The organism is uncultured Bradyrhizobium sp. (assembly GCF_936928535.1).
GTDB lineage: Bacteria > Pseudomonadota > Alphaproteobacteria > Rhizobiales > Xanthobacteraceae > Bradyrhizobium.
Genome location: NZ_CAKZHY010000080.1, coordinates 18,844 through 33,426 on the forward strand (window position 1 = coordinate 18,844; position 14,583 = coordinate 33,426).

General features: G+C 63.3%; 18 protein-coding genes. 13 read left to right on the forward strand and 5 right to left on the reverse strand.

All coding sequences use genetic code 11. The features are described from left to right. Positions 1-124: 124 nt before the first annotated feature. From glk to Q0687_RS12600, 3 genes are all read left to right on the forward strand, one after another. On the forward strand, positions 125-1,093 hold the full coding sequence (gene glk / locus Q0687_RS12590; protein ID WP_298876960.1) for a glucokinase: 969 nt from the start codon (positions 125-127) through the stop codon (positions 1,091-1,093). Between the two features lie 133 nt (positions 1,094-1,226). Then, positions 1,227-1,430, forward strand: a complete 204-nt coding sequence (locus Q0687_RS12595) for a hypothetical protein (protein ID WP_298876866.1) — start codon at positions 1,227-1,229, stop codon at positions 1,428-1,430. Positions 1,431-1,573: 143 nt separating this feature from the next. Then, positions 1,574-1,729 carry a hypothetical protein gene (locus tag Q0687_RS12600; protein WP_298876867.1) on the forward strand — a complete coding sequence of 52 codons (156 nt, stop codon included), beginning with the start codon at positions 1,574-1,576 and terminating at the stop codon, positions 1,727-1,729. Between the two features lie 83 nt (positions 1,730-1,812). Here Q0687_RS12600 and Q0687_RS12605 read toward each other — a convergent pair whose 3' ends face one another. Together Q0687_RS12605 and Q0687_RS12610 are read right to left on the reverse strand one after the other, a co-directional pair. Then, entirely contained in the window at positions 1,813-2,190 is a 378-nt protein-coding gene (locus Q0687_RS12605) for a response regulator (RefSeq protein ID WP_298876870.1), read from the reverse strand. A 111-nt stretch (positions 2,191-2,301) separates the two neighbouring features. After that, on the reverse strand, positions 2,302-3,102 hold the full coding sequence (locus Q0687_RS12610) for a Spy/CpxP family protein refolding chaperone (RefSeq protein WP_298876873.1): 801 nt from the start codon (positions 3,100-3,102) through the stop codon (positions 2,302-2,304). A 486-nt stretch (positions 3,103-3,588) separates the two neighbouring features. Here Q0687_RS12610 and Q0687_RS12615 point away from each other — a divergent pair, with 486 nt between their 5' ends. The 6 genes from Q0687_RS12615 (at position 3,589) to Q0687_RS12640 (ending at position 9,696) form a co-directional block, all read left to right on the forward strand. After that, entirely contained in the window at positions 3,589-4,929 is a 1,341-nt protein-coding gene (locus Q0687_RS12615; RefSeq protein ID WP_298876878.1) for an extracellular solute-binding protein, read from the forward strand. Between the two features lie 141 nt (positions 4,930-5,070). Beyond that, a complete protein-coding gene (locus Q0687_RS12620) occupies positions 5,071-6,009 on the forward strand; it encodes a sugar ABC transporter permease (RefSeq protein ID WP_298876881.1) in 939 nt (312 codons plus the stop codon). Beyond that, positions 6,009-6,914, forward strand: a complete 906-nt coding sequence (locus Q0687_RS12625) for a carbohydrate ABC transporter permease (RefSeq protein WP_298876883.1) — start codon at positions 6,009-6,011, stop codon at positions 6,912-6,914. The genes Q0687_RS12620 and Q0687_RS12625 overlap by 1 nt, the downstream gene beginning before the upstream one ends. 6 nt (positions 6,915-6,920) lie before the next feature. Next, positions 6,921-8,021 carry a sn-glycerol-3-phosphate ABC transporter ATP-binding protein UgpC gene (gene ugpC, locus Q0687_RS12630; protein ID WP_298876886.1) on the forward strand — a complete coding sequence of 367 codons (1,101 nt, stop codon included), beginning with the start codon at positions 6,921-6,923 and terminating at the stop codon, positions 8,019-8,021. A 35-nt stretch (positions 8,022-8,056) separates the two neighbouring features. Beyond that, positions 8,057-9,046: a hydroxyacid dehydrogenase gene (locus tag Q0687_RS12635; RefSeq protein ID WP_298876889.1), complete on the forward strand. Its 990-nt coding sequence runs from the start codon at positions 8,057-8,059 to the stop codon at positions 9,044-9,046. Between the two features lie 170 nt (positions 9,047-9,216). After that, positions 9,217-9,696 (forward strand): hypothetical protein, encoded by a 480-nt coding sequence (locus tag Q0687_RS12640; RefSeq protein WP_298876892.1) that lies wholly within the window; start codon positions 9,217-9,219, stop codon positions 9,694-9,696. Here the strand turns inward: Q0687_RS12640 and Q0687_RS12645 are convergent, their stop codons facing one another. After that, positions 9,697-10,194, reverse strand: coding sequence for a DUF1993 domain-containing protein (locus Q0687_RS12645; RefSeq protein ID WP_298876963.1), 498 nt, complete (start codon positions 10,192-10,194; stop codon positions 9,697-9,699). Between the two features lie 174 nt (positions 10,195-10,368). On the opposite strand from Q0687_RS12645, the gene Q0687_RS12650 reads away from it, so the two are divergent. The 4 genes from Q0687_RS12650 (at position 10,369) to Q0687_RS12665 (ending at position 13,234) form a co-directional block, all read left to right on the forward strand. Continuing rightward, complete coding sequence (locus Q0687_RS12650; protein WP_298876897.1) at positions 10,369-11,151, forward strand: transporter substrate-binding domain-containing protein; 783 nt, start codon at positions 10,369-10,371, stop codon at positions 11,149-11,151. Positions 11,152-11,161: 10 nt separating this feature from the next. Next, positions 11,162-11,653: a hypothetical protein gene (locus Q0687_RS12655; RefSeq protein WP_298876899.1), complete on the forward strand. Its 492-nt coding sequence runs from the start codon at positions 11,162-11,164 to the stop codon at positions 11,651-11,653. Between the two features lie 155 nt (positions 11,654-11,808). Then, positions 11,809-12,699 (forward strand): DUF2147 domain-containing protein, encoded by an 891-nt coding sequence (locus Q0687_RS12660; RefSeq protein ID WP_298876902.1) that lies wholly within the window; start codon positions 11,809-11,811, stop codon positions 12,697-12,699. A 178-nt stretch (positions 12,700-12,877) separates the two neighbouring features. Then, positions 12,878-13,234, forward strand: a complete 357-nt coding sequence (locus tag Q0687_RS12665) for a hypothetical protein (RefSeq protein WP_298876905.1) — start codon at positions 12,878-12,880, stop codon at positions 13,232-13,234. Positions 13,235-13,246: 12 nt separating this feature from the next. Here Q0687_RS12665 and Q0687_RS12670 read toward each other — a convergent pair whose 3' ends face one another. Together Q0687_RS12670 and Q0687_RS12675 are read right to left on the reverse strand one after the other, a co-directional pair. Further along, positions 13,247-13,651: a cupin domain-containing protein gene (locus Q0687_RS12670; RefSeq protein ID WP_298876908.1), complete on the reverse strand. Its 405-nt coding sequence runs from the start codon at positions 13,649-13,651 to the stop codon at positions 13,247-13,249. Positions 13,652-13,669: 18 nt separating this feature from the next. Further along, on the reverse strand, positions 13,670-14,368 hold the full coding sequence (locus Q0687_RS12675) for a ribonuclease activity regulator RraA (RefSeq protein WP_298876911.1): 699 nt from the start codon (positions 14,366-14,368) through the stop codon (positions 13,670-13,672). Positions 14,369-14,583: the final 215 nt, after the last annotated feature.

The window sequence follows — 14,583 nt, forward strand, 5'->3', positions numbered from 1 at the left end:
AGGGTCTGTGTTGACTAGCTGTACCTGAGGGCGGAATCTCTGATATCCGCGCCATTCGGATCGGAGCGACGAAGCAGAGGAGAAAGGGTTCCCGGGGCTTGCGAGCCGCGGCAGCCAAATGGCCATGAGTATCGGCAAGACAGGAAATATTCTTCTCGCCGATATCGGCGGCACCAATGCGCGCTTCGCGCTGAGCAATGGCGAGCAGATCGGACCAATCGACTATGTGAAGGTCGCCGACCATCCAACGGTCCGCGAGGCCATCACCGACGTGCTGCGGCGGGCCGACAGCGAGAAGCCGGTCCGGGCGGTCTTGGCCGTGGCCGGCCCCGTCACCAACAACCGCTGCGTCATGACCAACAGCCCCTGGGTCATCGACGGCAACGAGCTGCAGCCGGCCCTCGGCTTCGACAGCGTTCACGTGCTCAATGATTTCGAGGTGGTGGCCTGGTCCCTGCCCGCGTTGCAGCCGGCCGACCTGATTCCGCTGGGCGGGCGGGACGGCATGCCCGGCGAGCCGCTGCTGGTGGTCGGGCCCGGGACCGGTTTTGGCGTCTCCTGCCTGGTCGAGCGCCACGGCTCCCGGCTCGCCGTCGTCACCGAAGCCGGGCACGCGACGCTACCAGCGGAGAACGAGCGCGAGGAACGGGTGATCGCGTCGATGCGCCGGCGCTTTGGCCATGTCTCGATCGAGCGCGGGGCCCTGTCCGGTTCCGGCCTGCAATCGCTCTACGAGGCGATGGCCGAGATCGATGAAGCCCAGGTGCCGCAACGCGATGCCGCAGCGATCACCAAGGCGGCGCTGGACGGGTCTTGCGACCTCAGCCGCGCGACGCTGGAGATGTTTTGCGCCATCCTCGGCTCCGTGGCCGGCAACCTCGCGGTGACCTTCGGCGCCAGGGGCGGCGTCTACATTGCCGGCGGGATCGCGCCGCGCTTTCCGGAATTCCTTTCGGCTTCGGCATTCCGCGCGCGTTTCGAAGCCAAGGGGCGCTTCCAGGATTACTTGCGCAACATCCCGACGCGCCTTGTCATGAAGCCCGACGCGAGCTTCGTTGGCCTGAAGATGTTCGCCGACCACAATCTCGATTGAGGCGCGGCCCCCAGTCCGTCAATTCCACAGCTGATTGCAGCGCACGCGCGGTTCCATGCAGGATCGTGCTTGCCCTGATGGGTCCGATCGGAAACAATCGCGGGAGTGTGTGGCGTAGGTACGGGGGCGTGACATGCGTAAACAGGATGTAGGCTTCGACTATCACCGCTATCACCGGCTGCTGACCGAGGCGGATGATGAAACGAAGCGGATGGCGCTGATCGAGCTTCTGATCGAGGAAAAAGCGAGGGACCGTTTGGCCGCACAGCGCGCCTCGGACCGCGCTGCCATGACGGCCCACACCATCGCGAAGGTGCTGCAGGGCGGCCGCAACTAGCGCCTGCAGGATTGCTGTCGGGCGGCGAGGAGTCCGCGATCGATTGCGATTTCGTTAAGGATCCCTGGCAATCCTGTATCAAACTTTTTGCTCTAGGGTCCCCTCACCTGATGCAATTCAGGATCAACACAGGGGGAATGAACATGAGCATGATTTCGCTCGCCGAAATGCCGGCCGCTGTCCAGGCCCGGTCGACTGACTATTCTTTTAAAGCCATTGTCATCTTTTGCTGCCTCGGGCTTGTCGCCTCGTTCAGCCTGATGGCGCACGGCGTGGACCTCAGCGCCGGCCTGATGTGAATCGCTGACGGATCCTCCGTCACGACATGGCCGCCCCTTTCGGGCGGCCATTTTCGTTGCGGATGCCTTTATCGTCGACGTTGTCAGTGCGGCCCTTTGGCGGGCGCATCCGGAAACAGCGAGTCGATCATGATCTTGAGCTGATCGAGCGCGATCGGCTTGCGCAGAATCGGCCGGCGCCGGAGCAAGGAGGGCAGCAATTCCGGCCCATAGCCGGTCGCAAATAGAAACGGCTTGCCACGCCGCTCGATCAGATCGGCGACCGGATCGACATAAACGCCCATCAGATTGATGTCGAGGATCGCGAAATCGTACTGCGCGGTCATTGCGAAGGCGCTCGCATCGCGCACATTGTCCGCCTCCGCGACGACATGGTGGCCAAGCTCTTCCACCATGTCAGCCATCATCATCCGGATCAACGCCTCGTCTTCGACCAGGAAAACGGAGAGTCCGTCCGCCATATCAACCCCGCAAGCCTCGCTGCGAAGCTAAGCATACCCGATTTGCGAAAAGGATTCACGAATTCGTGGCCTTCAAATTCCACGAATGCATGCAATCCGATTCAAGCTCGATCAATCGAGCCCGCGCTCGTGGCTGAGGCGAACCATCTCCTGGATGAACACCTGCTTCTGTTTGTCATCGAGGCTCGAGTATAACGGCTCGGCCGCATCGGCGACGTTGCGCTGGTCGGCGGCGCGGTCGATCAGGAACTGCGCCTCGTTGCGCATCTGCTCGATGATGTCGTCGGGCGGATCGCGCTTGGCCCGCTCCATTCGCAGGTTGAGTCGCTCCGCGCCATTATGCCCGAGATAGTGCATGGCGCTGGAGAAGCCGAACCAGTTCTTCTCCTGGGCGGGCGTGAGATTGAGCTCGGTCTTGATCCGCTCGATATAGGAATCGCTGTTGGTGACAATCTGGTCGGCGGTCAGTTGCGGCGCGCCGGGCTGCGTCAGGACCGTGACGTCCTTGGTGTCCTGGGGGGCGTTCTTGGCTTCCTTGGTCGCCTTGGCCCCCTTGGCGCCTTTCGCCGTCTTGGCATCCTTGTCCTTGCCGGGACCCGCCTGCTTGGCGTCCTTGGATGCGTCCTTGCCTGAATCCTTGCTGGCGTCCTTGGCTGCCGGCGCCTGGCCATTGTTGTTATTCCCGACGCCGAGCACACCGGTGAAGACGCCGACCACGCCGCCTATGGCGCCGCCGAGGACGCCTCCGACAGGACCCGCCGCCTTGTTACCGGCTGCGGCGCCGTCCTGGACGCCCTTGACCAAACCTTGTGCATTCGCGACCGCGGCCGCGCCGACGAGGAGCGTCAGCACGGACCCGAGCGCAAGCCATCGTCGCAGGCCAAGCCGCGCAGGCGGCGCCGGGTTGATCATTTGGGTCTCCATCTCGATCTGCTTGCCTTCTTGGGGAAACGGCAGGCGTCCTGCCGGTTGCAACTCTACCGTTCTCGCCGAGCCGAGGTCTAGGGACGGACCTTCAATGTCCCCGCCTCAAAGACCTTTGGTGCGAAGCGGCAATGCAAGCTCATTCGGAACTGCGGCGTAATTGCGCACGGATCGATCGGCGGCTTCGCGCCACGTGTGCGTCGCAATAAGAGCTGCTTCGGCTCGCGGCCGGCGACGCGCGCTGTCGCCGTCCCATACACAACGTTAGTTCTAGAGAGCGAGACATCAGGCTTTCTCGACAGACGCAATCAATCATGATCTGATCGCGCTACCAATTTGCCGCGTCCCCTCGCGTGATTTGCCGCCGGGGATGACGAGGCCAACAAGAAACGTCCAACAAGAAAATCAAAAACAAACTTGGGAAAGTCAGAGGAAACGACAGAACAATAAAACGAACCAAGGCGAGGAAACGAGATGTCACGCAAGACACTGACGCGACGTCAATTTGTGGCTGCCACTGCTTTGTCCTCGACGGCGCTGATCGCAGCGCCCTATGTCCGAGGCGCTTACGCCGCCAGCAAACTCTCGATCGGCTTCTGGGACCACTGGGTACCCGGTGCCAACGATGCCTCCACCGCGCTCGTCAAGGAATGGGGTGAGAAGGAAAAGGTTGAGGTTTCGATCGACTACATCACCAGCAACAACAAGAAGATTGAGCTGACCGCGGCGGCCGAAGCGCAGGCCAAGTCGGGTCATGACATTCTTCAGATGCCGAGCTGGTGGCCGCACGCCTATTCCGAGAATCTCGAGCCGCTCAACGACGTCATGGAGCCGCTCATCAAGCAGAACGGCGCGGTGAACGACACCGTCAAATATCTGGGACAGTCGAACGGCAAATGGCTTGCGGTGCCGGCCACGCCGGGAAGCCAGATCAAGGGGCCCTGCTCCCGCATCGATCTCATGAAGAAACACGCCGGCATCGACGTCCAGGAGATGTATCCGGCCGGCAGCCCGCCGAAAGATGACAATTGGACGTTGGACACGTTCCTGAAAGCGGCGGAGGCCTGTCAGAAGGCCGGCGTTCCCTTCGGTATCGGTCTCGGCGAGACCACCGACAGCGTCGACACGGCGGGTGCAATCTTCCAGTCGTTCGGCGCCGAGCTCGTCAATGCCAAGGGCGACGTCACCGTCAAGACCGACGCGGTGCGGCAGGCACTCGAATTCTACAAGAAGCTGATTGCCGTGTTGCCGGCCGACGCGCCGTCCTGGGATGACGCCTCCAACAACAAATGGCTGATCTCGGGCCGCGGCGCGATGATCATGAACCCGCCGAGCGCCTGGGCCGTCGCCAAGCGCGATGCGCCGCAGGTCGCCGAGCAATGCTGGACTCATGGCTTCCCGTCCGGGCCAAAGGGCCGCTTCGCGCCGTTCCTGCCTTATTTCTGGGGCGTCTGGAGCTTCGGCAAGAACAAGGAGGCGGCCAAGAGCCTGCTCGTCCATCTGTCCTCGCCCGCGGCGATCGAAAAGTTCGTCGTGGCCAGCGGCGGATACGATCTCCCGGCCTACGCGAACATGACGAAGTTCAAGACCTGGGCCGAGGAAGGGCCGCCGAAGGGCACGCTGTTCCACTATCCGGATCCCTACCACCGTCAGACTCTGTCGATTGCCGCGTCACCGGCGCCGCCGAAGATCGCCCAGCAGATCTATTTCCAGGCGACGCTGACCAAAATGGCGCTGCGCTTCGCCCAGGGCGAAAAGCTGGAAACCGCGCTCGCCTGGGCCGAGGACGAGTGCGAGGGCTTCATGAGGACCTGAGCCGGGTGTGTGCCATGGCGGTTCATGCTCGCTTGCATGAGCCGCCAAGGCGCCCGCTCAGTCCGTCGCCTGTGAAGCCGACCGGTCGCCGGCTTCGCTGTTGATCCTTCCGTTTGAAGGCTTGTCCCAGAAAGTTTGCCCATGGCCGATGTCGTCGTTGAGCAAGGTCGTCGCGTCAGTTCCGTCCGCGCGCGAAAAGGCAGGAGCCTGCGCAATACGCTGGGTCGCAAATCGACCGTGGCGTTCTTTCTGACGTTGCCGCTGATCTTGTTGATCGCGCTGCTCGTGCTCTATCCCGCCTTCTTCTCGCTCTATCTGGCGACGCTGAACAAGGCGATGACGAAATTCGTCGGCCTGGGCAATTTCACCTTCCTGTTCAAGCGCGAAACGTTCTGGATGGTGGTGAAGCAGTCCTGCATCTTCGCGGTCACCGCCGTGGTCTTCAAGGCGCTGATCGGATTCATCGTCGCGCATTTCGTCCACAACATTCCCGGCAAGAAGCAGCGCAAATGGCGCGGCATGCTGCTGGTGCCCTGGGTGATCCCGCCGGCGATGAGCACGCTCGCCTGGCTGTGGCTGTTCGATCCCTCCTACAGCGCCTTCAACTACACGCTCTCCTTCTTCGGCGTCGGCCCAATTCCCTGGCTCGGTGAGACCTTCTGGGCGCGCTTCTCCGTCATCCTTGTCAACGTCTGGTATGGCGCGCCGTTCTTCCTGATCATGTATCTGGCCGCGCTCAAATCGGTTCCCGACCAGCTCTATGAGGCTGCCGCGATCGACGGGGCCAATTGGTGGCAGAAGATCTGGTACGTCACGCTGCCGATGATGCGCAACATCATCGCGATCACCACGCTGTTCTCGCTGATCGTGACCTTCGCCAATTTCGACATCGTGCGAATTCTCACCTCAGGCGGACCGCTGGACACGACGCATCTGTTCGCCACCTGGGCATTCCAGGTCGGTATCCAGAGCAGCGACATTCCTCTCGGCGCCTGCGTCTCGCTGTTCATGGTGCCGATCCTCGCCGTCGCGGCGATCTTCATCCTGCGCGATGTCAACAAACGTGGGAACGAAGCCTGATGAGCACGCTGGCGATCGACAAGGCCGGACCAACCCGCAAACTCGGCAGCATGAGCCGGGATCGCGCCTGGGCGCTGCGCTGGTCCTATTTCTTCCTGGTGCTGTTTGCGATCTTCTTCCTGACACCGCCGCTGTACATGGTGATCACCTCGCTCAAGAGCAGCGCGGAAATCTCGGCGGCAACCAACCCGTGGTGGGTGTTTCACCCAACGCTCTCGAACTATGTCGAGCTACTGAGCTCGAACCAGTTTTTACGGTTCTTCTGGAACTCGTCGATCATTTCGATCGTGGTGGTGATCGTGACCATGCTGATCAGCATCCCGGCGGCGTTCGCGCTGGCGCGGATGAAGTTCTGGGGCTCGGCGACGCTCGCCACCGGCGTGTTCCTGACTTATCTGATCCCGGACAGCCTGCTGTTCATTCCACTGTTCAAGATGCTCGCGGTGATCCAGGACTTCACCGGCATTACGCTTCTGAACCGCTGGTATGTGCTGGCATTCATCTATCCGACGCTGACGGTGCCGTTCTGCACATGGATCATGATCGGGTACTTCGCCTCGATCCCGAAGGAGCTTGACGAGGCCGCGATCATCGACGGCGCGTCCTGGCTCCAGACCCTGTTCCGCATCTTCATTCCGGTCGCCTTGCCCGGTCTGATCGCGGCGACGATCTTCGCCTTCACGGTGTCCTGGGCCCAGTTCCTTTATCCCCTCGTGTTCACGACGTCGATTGATCAGCTGGTGCTGCCGGTCGGCATCACCACGACGCTGATCAAGGGCGACGTCTTCAACTGGGGGCAGATCATGACCGGCGCGCTGCTCGGCGCGGCGCCGCCGCTGATCATCTACGCCTTCCTGATGGACTATTATATTGCCGGCCTGACCGCCGGCGCGACAAAGGGTTGATGTCTTATGGCTGACGTTGCATTGCGAAAAGTAGTCAAGCGTTACGATGACGTTGAAGCCGTGCGCGGTATCGACCTCGATATCTCCGACCATGAGTTCATCGTGCTGGTCGGACCCTCCGGCTGCGGCAAGTCGACCACATTGCGCATGATCGCAGGGCTCGAGGATATCACCGACGGCGACATCATGATCGGCGGCGACGTCGTCAACGACGTGCCGCCGAAGGATCGCGACATCGCCATGGTGTTCCAGAATTACGCGCTCTATCCGCACATGACGGTGGCCGAGAATATGTCGTTCGGGCTGCGGCTGAAGCACTATCCCAAGGCCGAGATCAAGGCTCGGGTGACGGAAGCCGCGCGCCTGCTCGACATCACCGACCTGATCGACCGCAAGCCGAAACAGCTCTCCGGCGGCCAGCGCCAGCGCGTTGCCATGGGGCGCGCCATCGTGCGCAATCCAAAGGTCTTCCTGTTCGACGAGCCGCTGTCCAATCTCGACGCCAAGCTGCGCGTGCAGATGCGGATCGAGATCAAGAAGGTGCACCAGAAAGTGCGCACCACGACGGTCTATGTCACCCACGACCAGGTCGAGGCGATGACCTTGGCCGATCGCGTCGTGGTGATGAACAAGGGGCGCATCGAGCAGATCGGCACGCCGAACGAACTTTACCACAAGCCGGCAACACGTTTTGTCGCAGGCTTCATCGGCTCGCCCGCGATGAATTTCCTCCCGTGCCGACTAGAGGACGCCGGCGGCACGCTCCAGATCCGCCTGACCGACCGCATTGCCTTTGCGCTGCCTCCAGCCCGCGCCGCGCGCTACAACGCTTTGCCGCGGACCGACAGGCTGCTGCTCGGCATCCGGCCCGAGCATCTCACCGAGGCGCATGCGCATCTGGAGCCGGGGGTCGAGACCTTCGATACGGTGCTCGACGTCACCGAGCCGATGGGGATGGAGACGCTGGTCTATTTCGGCCTTGAAGGCACGCCGGTATGCGGCCGCGTCAATCCCAATGCCGGCGCCAAGGACGGGGCTCCCATGCGTTTGGCGATGGACCTCAACAACATGCACCTGCTAAACGAGGAGACCGGCGTCGTGCTGTGACGCCGGCCTTAAGAAACGCGAGCAGGCGGGGAGCGATGACGACCAACAAGAAGAAGATTTTCGTCACACAAACTTTGTCGCAAGGGGCACGCGCCCTCCTCACCCAGCGGGACGATATCGAGCTCGTCGAGTTTGCCAACCTGATCTCGGCCGGGGATTTCGAGGCCCTGCTGAAGAGCCACGCGCCGGTCCACGGCGTGGCGCTCGGCGCCACTGCATTCGGCGAGACCGAGCTCGAAGCCGCCAAGGACATGAAGGTGGTGACCCGTATCGGCGTCGGCTACGACGCTGTCGATGTGCCCGCCCTCTCCCGCCGCAAGGTGCCGCTGATGGTCGCGGGCAGCGCGAACTCGCCCTCTGTCGCCGAGCAGGCGCTGTTCATGATGCTGACCTTGGCAAAGCGCGCCAATGAATTGCACGCCTGCGTCAGGGATGGCCAATGGGCCAACCGGCTCGGCATGCTGCCATTCGATCTCTACGGCAAGACCGTGCTGATCATCGGCTTCGGCCGCATCGGCAGCCGCACCGCCAAGCGCTGCCTGGCGATGGAAATGAACGTGCAGGTCTACGATCCCTACAAGGGAGCAGCCGACATCAAGGCCGCCAGCTGCGAGCCCGTCACTGACCTCGACGCGGCACTGCCCAACGCCGACTTCGTCACCATCCACTGTCCGAAGACGCCTGAAACCGTCGGCCTGTTCGACGCTGACAGGATCGGCCGGATGAAGCCGAGATCCTATCTCATCAACACCGCGCGTGGCGGCATCGTGAAGGAAGCCGCGCTGTACGACGCCCTGGTTTCCGGCAAGCTCGCCGGCGCCGGCATCGACGTGTTCGAGGTCGAGCCGCCGCCCGTCAGCAACAAGCTGTTCGCGCTGCCCAACGTCATCATCGCCCCGCACGTGGCCGGCGTCACAGTCGAGGCGGTCCAACGCATGAGCGAGCAGACCGCACGCAATATCCTCAGCGTGCTGGATGGCGATCCCATCAGGCAAAACATCATCAATCAGGATGTGCTCAGCTGACGCGAAACCGAAGGCGGGACGGCATCTCGCCCGCCTTCGGAAGGCCAGAATGCGTCCCATTTTGGTGCAGATCGGGCCCCAACTCAGCCTTAATCAAACCCGCGTAATGTCACCAGCCGCGGCGGCAGTGGGACAGACTTGCCGGCCGCGTCGAGCTGGAGGATGGACCCTTGTCAGAGATCGACCCGACCGACCACGCGCTGGCGACCATCGCCAGCATTCTGGAGCACCCCGAGCCGACCCTTGTTGTCCGCGAGACCGAGATCATTCGCGAGACCGAGTTCGTGGTCGGTGGCGAGCACTTGGCTCACGAAGAACATCATGTGGTCGACGAGCATCCCGTGGTCGAGGAGCAGCCGCTGGTCCCTGATCACACCGATGCGGACGGGTACAGCAAGGTCGGTCCCGGCCCCATGGTGGCGATCCGCCTGAAATGGACGGTCCATCGCGGCGATGACGGCCAGTACTACGTGCACGAGACCATCGGCGAGCAGTCCACGCCCGTGGTCAGCGGCCCCATGAGCAGCGAAGCCGCTGTGCATTTTGTCGACGAACACGAGAATGAGGCCAACAAGCGCTTCGAGCTGCTGCGCAGCGAGATCGCCGGCCGCAGCTCGCTCGCCGATTACGAGCGCAAGGGCGAAGCGTAGCTACTTCCGTCCCAAAAAATCCTTCTTCACGAGCTCGACGCCTGCGTGCCGCAACAGGTCGTACGCGGTCGTGACGTGAAAGAAGAACTGCGGGACGCTGTTGGTGAGCAGCAGCGTCCGCCCGGTAAAGGGCAGCTCGGTCCCGTTCTTCAGCTTGAAGAAGACTTTCAGCTCCGCGGCCGCGTCGATCTCGGTGCGCGGCAGGCTTTCAATGAACTCGATTGAGGTGGCGATCCGCGCCTGGAGCCCGGCCATATCGTGCTCCAGCGGCGGCAGCGCGACCGGCTCGCACTGCGCCAGCAAGGCCGGTGCCACGGTTGCGTGTCGGCAGGCTTCGCCGACCTGCTGCGCCAGATCGTACATGTTTGGCGCCATGCGCATGCCGAGCAGGACCGCCGGGTTGAACTTGCGGGTCTCGGCATGGGTAACGCCTTTGTCGAGCAGCACGGACAGATTGCGCAAGTACGGCACGAACAGGCCGACCGAGGCCTCGTACATCGAGATCGTCACTTCAAGATTCCCTTCAATTCCATCTCGCCAGACACTGGCATCTGGTCTAAATCCACGTCCCAAGAGCTGCACAGTGACAGCTTGGGCATGAGTGGAAAAGACTTGGCTGAAAAAGTCTTGGCTGGAAGAAACTTGGCTGGAAGAGACTTGGGTGGAAAAGAGATGACCTTTCGAATCCTGGCGGCGTTGGCCGTGACGTTGCTGGCAAACTTCTCGGCTTACGCGCAGCAGCCGGCTCCGTCTCGGCTGGATGACATCATCAAGCGCGGGACCTTGCGCGTCGGCATGACCGGCGACTACAAGCCCTTCACCTATCTGGACAAGGCGACGCAGCAGTTTTCCGGTTTCGACGTCGACATGGCGGAAGCGCTGGGCAAGGCGCTTGGCGTCAAGGTCGAGTTCGTGCCGACGGCCTGGCCGAAACTGATGAAGGATTTCGAGGCCGACCAGTTCGACATCGCCATGGGCGGCGTCTCGGTGACGTTGGACCGCCAGAAGAAGGGCTACTTCTCGGTGCCGATCATGCGCGAAGGCAAGACGCCGATCGCGCGCTGCGCCGATGTCGGCAAGTATCAGAGCATCGCCGATATCGACAAGAAGGGCACCCGCGTCATCGTCAATCCCGGCGGCACCAATGAGCGTTTCGCGCGCGCCAACATCAAGGACGCCGAGATCACAGTATTCCCCGACAATACCGAGATCTTCCACGAGATCGCCAAGGGCAACGCCGACCTGATGATGACGGACGCCTCTGAGACCCGCTACCAGCAGAAGCAAAACTCAGGCGTGCTCTGCGCGGTGCATCCGGACAAGCCGTTCGATTTCTCGGAGAAGGCCTATTGGCTCCAGCGCGACATGGCGCTGAAGGCCTTCGTCGACCAATGGCTGCACATCTCCATGGAGGACGGCAGCTACAAGAAGATCTACGCCGCCTGGTTCGACTAGCATGCGGCCGATGATCGCGTTGGCGACGGCGCTCGCGCTGACCGGAGCCGGCGGCGCGTTCGGCCAGACGCCCTTCACGCCCGCGACTGGCCCGACCTGCAAGGACCAATCCAAGGAAGGGTTCGGGCTGTGGACCTGCCCGGGGCCGGCCGGCTATGTCGTGCGTTTCGCCGACGAGGGCAACATCGTCTCCCTGACGATCGCGCCCAGGCGCGCGATCGAGAAGGTGCAGGGGCCGACCGCGCAATGGCGCGGCGCCGGCAAGGCTCTTGGCGACAAGGTGCAGTGGATCATGCGCGGCGGCGTTCCCAGGGCCGCGGTGATCCGGACCTGGAGCCGGGTCGGTGACGATGAGCGCGAGGTCCAGGAGCTCTCGGTATTCGCGATCAATGGCGAGAAAGCCTGCCTCGTTAGTGCGGTGGAAATCCACACCGACAAGGCCAATGCGGCGGCCCTCGCCCGTGCCGAACAGGCCGCCGATTCGCATTGCCCGGAGAAGTAGCCGGAACCGCCCGTCCAACTCTCGACCGCGTTCGGCCTTGTTGAACCCGGGACCGCCGGCAGACGACTCATACCGTGACAGTGATCCAGATCACTTTTCGCAGATGAACCGGGGCGTAAGCGTCGGTGCGGGGACCAGCTTTTCGGGAGATGGAAATGAGGAAGCTGTTGGCCACGGCCGCATTCCTTTTGGCGAGCACCGCAGCGCAGGCGCAGTACACATTCGAGTATGGCGGGCGCACCATCCGCATCGATCCGGACCGCGGCACGGTGCAGATCCCCGGCGTGTACGACAACACTGGCCAGGGCAAGGCCAAGAAAGCCAAGAAGAACGACACCAAGCAGGACCAGCAGGCGCCGCAGCAGGCCAAGGGCGATCCGCAAACGCCGTCCGCTCCCGCTCCAGCCCCCTCGCCTGTAGCCGCGCCCCCGGGAGCGGAACAAGCGCCTGCGACATCTGCCCCCGCAGCCGCAGCGCCGCCTCCGGCCCCGCCGCCCGCAGTTGCTCCGCCTCCGGCGGCAACGGCCAGCACTGCTCCGGCCGAAGAGATGGTGCCGCCGCCACAACCGGCTCCGAGCGCGGCCCCGACGGTGGCTGCGGTGCCGCCCGCACCACCTCCACCGCCGGCTCCGAGCCTCGCTGCCACGCCACCAGCACCGCCGGCTGCACCTGCACCAGCCCCTGCTCCCGTTCAGGCCGCGGCTATCGCGCCGCCGCCTCCTGCAGCCGCGCCCGCGCGCGATCTCAATTCGCCGCTCGGCGTCTGGCTCACCGAGGAGAAGGAAGGCAAGGTCCGCATCGAGCAGTGCGGCAATAATCTGTGCGGCTATTCAGTCGACAGCAAATCGAACCAGAATGGCGAGCAGGTGCTGATCAACATGAAGCCCGGCAAGGACCAGAAATGGTCGGGCCGCATCCTCGACCCCAACTCGGGCTCGACCTACGATTCGACGATCACGCTAAGGGGCACTGACCGCCTGCGCGTGCAAGGCTGTGCCTTTGGCGGCATGTTCTGCGGCGGTCAAACCTGGACGCGCGTGAACTAGGGCCGCGCTCGACAGTTTCGAAAAAGACGAGGGGCCCGTGATACGGGCCCCTTTGCGTTGCGACGGTGCCCGCGATGTGCGTCGCCTCACAGAGGATTTGGCGCGCGTGACAGTCCTCACATCGCTCCTTCCGCGGCGGTGACACTATCCCCGCACGGTCAAATCAAAGGGGCGTGTCATGAACGGATTTCGCAAGGGTCTCTTCGCTACCATTATCGCCATCGCCTTCCCGCTCGCGCAGGCGGATGCAGCGGGCTCGGCCTTCGACGGGACATGGAATGTCCGCATCTCGTCGTCGAGCGAAACCTGCGGCAACGGCTCGACCGTCGCGATCGGCATCAGCAACGGCCAGATCGCCTCGAGCAGCGCGGCGGTGACAGCGTCAGGCCGGGTCGCCGATGCCGGCGGCATCAGCGTCAGCTTGAGCACCGGCATCAAGCATGCCGTCGGCTCCGGCCGGCTCAGCGGCACGTCCGGCTCCGGCACATGGCGTGGCGCCATGTGCTCGGGGACGTGGACCGCAGAGCGGATGTGAGCGGCGCGCTCTCTAGCCCAGCGGCGCACCGTATTCGGCGTCAGTGACCGGCTCGAGCCAGGTCGAGAACACGCCGTCGAGCGCTTCCTGCATGGCGATGTGGCACATGCTGTTACCCGGCGAGGCGCCGTGCCAATGCACTTCACCCGGCGGAATCCAGACGGTGTCGCCGGGGCGGATTTCCTTGACTGGGCCGCCCTTGGTCTGGACGCGGCCGACGCCTGAAATCACGTAGAGGGTCTGCCCGAGCGGATGGTGGTGCCAGTTGGTGCGCGCGCCCGGCTCGAAGGAGACGCGCGAGACGTTCAGCCGCGCCGGCGCGGGTGCCATGTTGATGGGGTCCTGCAACACGGTGCCGGTGAAATTTTCCTTGGGCGCGCGGCGGGTCGGCCGCGTGCCTGCGAGGGTGATGTCCATGGGGGTCCTCGTTTCCTGTTACTTCTTGCTGGCGGCGTAGCGCGCCTTGGTCTCGGCGTTCATGGGATAGAGGCCCGGCAGCGCCGCGCCGTTGTTCACCTCGTTGACGATCCAGGCTTCCATCCGCTCCTGCTCGACGCCCTCATTGAGGACGTGATCGAGCATCGCCGCCGGGATCAGCACGCAGCCGTCCTGGTCGGCGACGACGATGTCGTTCGGGAACACGGCGACGCCGCCGCAGCCGATCGGCTCCCCCCAGCCGACGAAGGTCAGGCCGGCCACGGACGGCGGCGCGGCATAGCCGTCGCACCACACCGGAAGATTGGTGCCGAGCACGCCCTCGACGTCACGCACGACGCCGTCGGTGACGAGCGCGGTGACCCCGCGCTTCATCATGCGGGCGCAGAGGATGTCGCCGAAGATGCCGGCGTCGGTGATGCCCATGGCGTCGACCACGGCAATGCAGCCCTCCGGCATCGCCTCGATCGCGGTGCGCGTCGAGATCGGCGACGACCAGGATTCCGGCGTCGCCAGATCCTCACGCGCCGGCACGAAGCGCAGCGTGAAGGCAGGTCCCACCAGGCGCGGCAGGCCCGGGCGAAGCGGACGCGCGCCGCGCATCCACACATTGCGCAGGCCCTTCTTCAGCAGGACCGTGGTGATGGTGGCGGTGGTGATGCCGGCAAGGGTCTTGCGGGCTTCGGGGGACAGCGACATGGAAACAGACGAGCTCCGGGGTGCGGGAAAGGACGCGCGCATCTTGCGAGCCGGAGACTTCCCGTCAAGGCCCAAAGCCCTGTCGAGAACGCAGGTCCGCCGGGCTGTTATGCGACGCGATAACAAGGCTTTATCGTCACCCCCAGCATTAATTTATTGGACTTGCGGGCGCATTTACGCGAAGCAGGGTTGAGGCGGAACTCAAGGTCGAGCCC

What these genes read in the sequence shown, in the direction of transcription:
- glk (WP_298876960.1), top strand. Translation starts at nt 125, where the DNA reads ATGAGTATCGGCAAGACAGGAAATATTCTTCTCGCCGATATCGGCGGC.
- Q0687_RS12595 (WP_298876866.1), top strand. Translation starts at nt 1,227, where the DNA reads ATGCGTAAACAGGATGTAGGCTTCGACTATCACCGCTATCACCGGCTG.
- Q0687_RS12600 (WP_298876867.1), top strand. Translation starts at nt 1,574, where the DNA reads ATGAGCATGATTTCGCTCGCCGAAATGCCGGCCGCTGTCCAGGCCCGG.
- Q0687_RS12605 (WP_298876870.1), bottom strand. Translation starts at nt 2,190, where the DNA reads ATGGCGGACGGACTCTCCGTTTTCCTGGTCGAAGACGAGGCGTTGATC.
- Q0687_RS12610 (WP_298876873.1), bottom strand. Translation starts at nt 3,102, where the DNA reads ATGATCAACCCGGCGCCGCCTGCGCGGCTTGGCCTGCGACGATGGCTT.
- Q0687_RS12615 (WP_298876878.1), top strand. Translation starts at nt 3,589, where the DNA reads ATGTCACGCAAGACACTGACGCGACGTCAATTTGTGGCTGCCACTGCT.
- Q0687_RS12620 (WP_298876881.1), top strand. Translation starts at nt 5,071, where the DNA reads ATGGCCGATGTCGTCGTTGAGCAAGGTCGTCGCGTCAGTTCCGTCCGC.
- Q0687_RS12625 (WP_298876883.1), top strand. Translation starts at nt 6,009, where the DNA reads ATGAGCACGCTGGCGATCGACAAGGCCGGACCAACCCGCAAACTCGGC.
- ugpC (WP_298876886.1), top strand. Translation starts at nt 6,921, where the DNA reads ATGGCTGACGTTGCATTGCGAAAAGTAGTCAAGCGTTACGATGACGTT.
- Q0687_RS12635 (WP_298876889.1), top strand. Translation starts at nt 8,057, where the DNA reads ATGACGACCAACAAGAAGAAGATTTTCGTCACACAAACTTTGTCGCAA.
- Q0687_RS12645 (WP_298876963.1), bottom strand. Translation starts at nt 10,194, where the DNA reads ATGTACGAGGCCTCGGTCGGCCTGTTCGTGCCGTACTTGCGCAATCTG.
- Q0687_RS12650 (WP_298876897.1), top strand. Translation starts at nt 10,369, where the DNA reads ATGACCTTTCGAATCCTGGCGGCGTTGGCCGTGACGTTGCTGGCAAAC.
- Q0687_RS12655 (WP_298876899.1), top strand. Translation starts at nt 11,162, where the DNA reads ATGATCGCGTTGGCGACGGCGCTCGCGCTGACCGGAGCCGGCGGCGCG.
- Q0687_RS12660 (WP_298876902.1), top strand. Translation starts at nt 11,809, where the DNA reads ATGAGGAAGCTGTTGGCCACGGCCGCATTCCTTTTGGCGAGCACCGCA.
- Q0687_RS12665 (WP_298876905.1), top strand. Translation starts at nt 12,878, where the DNA reads ATGAACGGATTTCGCAAGGGTCTCTTCGCTACCATTATCGCCATCGCC.
- Q0687_RS12670 (WP_298876908.1), bottom strand. Translation starts at nt 13,651, where the DNA reads ATGGACATCACCCTCGCAGGCACGCGGCCGACCCGCCGCGCGCCCAAG.
- Q0687_RS12675 (WP_298876911.1), bottom strand. Translation starts at nt 14,368, where the DNA reads ATGTCGCTGTCCCCCGAAGCCCGCAAGACCCTTGCCGGCATCACCACC.